Here is a 4,137-nt window from a genome sequence, read left to right as displayed (position 1 = left end):
ATGGATTGGCTCGTCCTCTATAACGAGGACGTTGCGCTTTTTCGTTTGGGCAGCGGTCATCGACCTGCCCTCGTCGGCATCCAGCGAATTGGCCGAAATTGTCACTCTATGCATAGCCTTCTAATTGGAGGCGAGCTTAAAGCTAACCCCGCGTGCTAATTTTGCTATTAGTTTCGCATCCTTCGCTACGCCTTCACCTGACGGACTTGCACCGTCTACCTTCCGCCGGTCTCCCGGCGCACCCATCCACACATGAGGCGGCCTACTTGGAGTTCACAAGGATAAGCCCGGTGTGATTACAGCGCGGACACTCGAATGTGCGCCGCTCGACGCCGTCAGACGCTTTCTCTATGTGAGTGAGCACCATTCGCTCCCAGCACTTACAACACGGTGGCAGTGTAAGTACTTGCGGCGGGGCGGCAGTAACATCAGCCAGCGACATAGCGAATGCTCAATATAGGCAGGAGCGCGGTTTTGACCCTCAATCACCAACGACCTGCGATGCAAACCAATCAATTAATTCCGATCGTCACATTTAGTTCCAGATTAGGACACTTCCTCCCTCAAATTAGGACACAGAAGTCGTTTCAAAGCGCAGTTTTCCCGATTGTCCTGAGCTCGCATTGACATAGATCAAGTAGGATTGCCCATCCGGGCGCTCGGCGTCCTGTTGGAGGCGCATGCTTGCTTCCCTTACCTGCGATGTTTCTGGTATGGCCGCCGCGCTGTGAGGCGAAGCTACGATCGCCCTTGGTGCGCCCTCTGTTCATTGACTTGACGGCGCCTGGGAACATCCGCGCGCCGCGCCCGTTAAAAGCGGGGGATGTTTTCCGAACAAGGAGCAAGCTATGCAACTCTCAGGCAAAAAAATCGCCATACTCGCCACCAACGGTTTTGAGCAATCGGAACTCGAAGTGCCGCGCGATCGGTTGAAGGCAGCCGGTGCCACCGTTGATATTGTGTCGCCAGAAGGTGGTGAAATCAAAGGATGGGACAAAAAGAATTGGGGCCGTCCAGTGAAGGTGGACAAGACACTCGATCAAGTGTCTGCCAATGAATACGACGCCCTAGTGCTGCCGGGGGGCCAGATCAATCCAGATTTGCTGCGCATCAATGATAAGGCGCTCGCCTTTATCAAGGACATCTTCAATCAAAAGAAAGTCGTTGCGGCAGTCTGTCACGCGCCGTGGTTGCTGATCGAGACAGGCATTATCAAGGATCGCAAGGTCACGTCGTACAAATCCATCAAGACTGACGTCGTCAATGCTGGCGGCAAATGGGAAGATTCCCAAGTTGTCGTCGACAAGGGCTTGGTGACCTCGCGTAATCCCGGCGATCTCGAAGCATTTTCGGCCAAGATCATCGAGGAGATGATGGAAGGCAAACACCCGCAGCGCAGCGCGGCCTAAGTGTGCGCGGCGGTGACAAAGTCTTCCACTGGAGCGGCGGCGATTTTGGGGCGAGCACCGCCCTTCGGTGCTCGCCCGCCCGCTACGCACAGCGCAGCTTCGCGGCGGCAGGGCCACAATAGTCCCGCATGACGTCCCGGTACTCGCCGAAAAATGCAGGTTCCACCTGGATGAACTCCAGTGATGCCTGCCGGTCCGGCCGATCGGTTGAGCCCTGCCAATCGCGAGGAAGGATGAAGGACGAGGCGGTCGTCAGGAGAATCTCGGCGCGAAGCAAGTCCAACGTCGCCGGTTGTTGCTTGACCACGAGGTCTAGTATTGCATCGCCCGGAACCAAGCTGCGAAAGTAGCTCAGTTCGAGATGGCTCCACACCGGTGCTTCCGAGGCGTTCTGAAAGATAGCGCGGTGCCGATAGAGCGCCTGTCCGAGGCATGTTTCTCCGAAGCGCGCCCAATTGACCGCGCTGTCCTTGAGCGCAGTTTCCATTCCGGGATCGCGTAAATGCATCGTCCTGGCGAGCACCACGAGGCGGTCGTCGGTCTCGATCCGGGCCAGGCACGAACTGCTTATTGGACGGATTGTTGGAGCCAATGGACACCTCACTAAATCAGGGCAGATCATCTTGTGTTCCGAAGGCGACTATAGACTACAGACCGCACGCTCGCCTCGTTGTGGAGACGATGCTTCATACTTCCGTTGAGGATCAAAGTGAGAAGTCCGGGCGTTCAACCGGCAAGTCGGCTTTACCCCCAACTCCGGACATAGCCTTGCACCGCGCAAACTGACGCTTTGTGCCAATAGCTGCCATTCGAACCTAGCAGCGGACAGTCATTGCCGCGTTGCTCCCGTGGCGCCCGATGTCTTTCAAGCGTTTGGCGATTGTGTTTTTTGGAGCCGCTGATCACAAGCTATCGCCTTGACTAGGCCGTCCACACTTAGTTAGGTGGAGTTGAAAGGTTCGAGAATTGTCATGGCCGCATCAGGCGGCTTGCGAACTGCGTGGGGTGAGTCTCGTTGAGGTTTGTGTGCGGCCTGTTGCTGCTGTAGTCGTTCTTGGAAAGGTAAGTGTGCCTCACGTAAGATCGAAATAAAAATTCCGGGACGCATTTCACTTTCGATTTTTCGCGCATAGGCTATGCGCTGAAGCCGCCCTGTGAACGGAGGCGCCGAGGCTGTCGTGTGCAAGTAATGGGCGGCAGTCGTGCCGTCGGCGGGCACACGCCGGTGCAAGAAGCGCTGACCATTTGCACGCCCGAGCGTCGCCTGGGCGCGCGTGGTGCCGGTCTATCAAGGAGAAACATCAAGGAGAGCGCCATGATCCCAGCGAAAACCCGAAAACTTCTGGCCGGAGTGACGGCTGCCACCGTCATCCTTGCGTTCGGCTTCGCCTACGCGCAGCAAGGGCCACGCGGCAAGTCGAGCTACATGCCGGTCGACATCGCCGAGCCGTTCTCGGCGATCTTCGCCAGGCTGTCCGCGCAGAAGCCCGATGCCACGCGCGAGCACATGGCGCTTCTCAACGAGCGGTATGACCTGAGCGATCGGCCGGCGGCCGGCATCACCATGGACCGCACAAAACCGGTGCAGGAAGGAGTTCGCGTCAAGCTCCCGGCAGGAAAGACGTGGGAGGCTCTTGCGAATATGAGCCCGGAGCAGATTCGCGATCAGAACGCGTTTCCCAAAGGATTCTATCCGCTGCCACACCCCAAGCATCAGGAAGGCGGCTTCGTGTTTCCACGCTTCCTTATCGACGAGATCAAACGGCAGGAAGGACGCGATCTCACACGCTTCGACGTCGACTACGATATCCCTGATCATTTCCTGCCGGAATTCCCCCCGCCGATGTACCTCAATCAGCGCACCGACCTCGGCGACGTCTCGCAAGGCAAGCTCGTCACAATCGAGAATTATTACGAGCTGTTTAACGGCATTGTCCCTCCTAAGCAGCTAGAAGGGCTGCGGCTGCTCCTCACTGCGTTCCCGCAGCAGCAGTTCAATCTCACCGAGGACCGCCGTTCTGAGCTGCCGAGCCGCGGCTCAGCGTGCTTCGACTGCCACTCGAACGGCCATACCAACAAGGCCACGCACCTTGCTCCCGATGCCCGTCCTGGGGAATCCCGTCATCGCGTCGTCACTCCGACGCTGCGCGGCGTGCAAATCCAGCGGCTGTTTGGCTCGCAGCGCGCGCTCAAGACCGTCGAGGATTTCACCCAATTCGAGCAGGCCGGGGCGTATTTCGACGGTGACCACGTGATCGCCGCCAAGAAAGGCATGAACCCCCTCGATCGACTCACCCAGGTCAACCTGATGGCGGAATTCCAGGAGGAACTGGGCTTCCCGCCGGCATCAAAACTCGACGTGTTCGGCAGGCTCGATCCGGGCAAGGCCACGCCCGCCGAGCTGCGCGGCCAGGAGATATTCATTGGCAAGGGCCGGTGCGATGCCTGCCACGCCGCGCCCTATTACACCGACAACCTGATGCACGACCTCAAGACCGAGCGCTTCTTCAAGCCGGAGATGATCAACGGTTTGAATGAAGTCGGCGACGGAGCCGTCAAGACCTTCCCGCTGCGCGGCATCAAGGATTCGCCACCCTACATGCACGATGGGCGCTTGCTGACGCTCGATGATACGGTTGAGTTCTTCAATTTGGTGCTCGGAACGAAACTGACCGGCGAGGAGAAGCGCGATCTGGTCGCGTTCCTTCGCACCCTCTGACCGTCGCGG

At 58.1% G+C, this 4,137-nt stretch carries 3 protein-coding genes; 2 read left to right on the top strand and 1 reads right to left on the bottom strand.

Translation table 11 applies throughout. The annotated features are described in order from the left end of the window. Positions 1–848: 848 nt before the first annotated feature. Positions 849–1,409, top strand: a complete 561-nt coding sequence (locus tag QZ213_RS25445) for a type 1 glutamine amidotransferase domain-containing protein (protein WP_025573610.1) — start codon at positions 849–851, stop codon at positions 1,407–1,409. 82 nt (positions 1,410–1,491) lie between these two features. Here QZ213_RS25445 and QZ213_RS25440 read toward each other — a convergent pair whose 3' ends face one another. Then, on the bottom strand, positions 1,492–2,001 hold the full coding sequence (locus QZ213_RS25440) for a hypothetical protein (RefSeq protein ID WP_291688824.1): 510 nt from the start codon (positions 1,999–2,001) through the stop codon (positions 1,492–1,494). A 597-nt stretch (positions 2,002–2,598) separates the two neighbouring features. Between QZ213_RS25440 and QZ213_RS25435 the strand changes: the two genes are divergently transcribed. Further along, positions 2,599–4,128 carry a cytochrome B6 gene (locus QZ213_RS25435; protein ID WP_291688823.1) on the top strand — a complete coding sequence of 510 codons (1,530 nt, stop codon included), beginning with the start codon at positions 2,599–2,601 and terminating at the stop codon, positions 4,126–4,128. The last annotated feature ends 9 nt before the right edge of the window (positions 4,129–4,137 follow it).

The sequence above is a fragment of the Bradyrhizobium sp. genome, from assembly GCF_017881085.1.
Taxonomy (GTDB): domain Bacteria; phylum Pseudomonadota; class Alphaproteobacteria; order Rhizobiales; family Xanthobacteraceae; genus Bradyrhizobium.
The sequence above is the reverse complement of the archived record's forward strand: the minus strand, read 5'-3'. Positions and strand labels throughout refer to the sequence as shown.

What these genes read in the sequence shown, in the direction of transcription:
- QZ213_RS25445 (WP_025573610.1), top strand. Translation starts at nt 849, where the DNA reads ATGCAACTCTCAGGCAAAAAAATCGCCATACTCGCCACCAACGGTTTT.
- QZ213_RS25435 (WP_291688823.1), top strand. Translation starts at nt 2,599, where the DNA reads ATGGGCGGCAGTCGTGCCGTCGGCGGGCACACGCCGGTGCAAGAAGCG.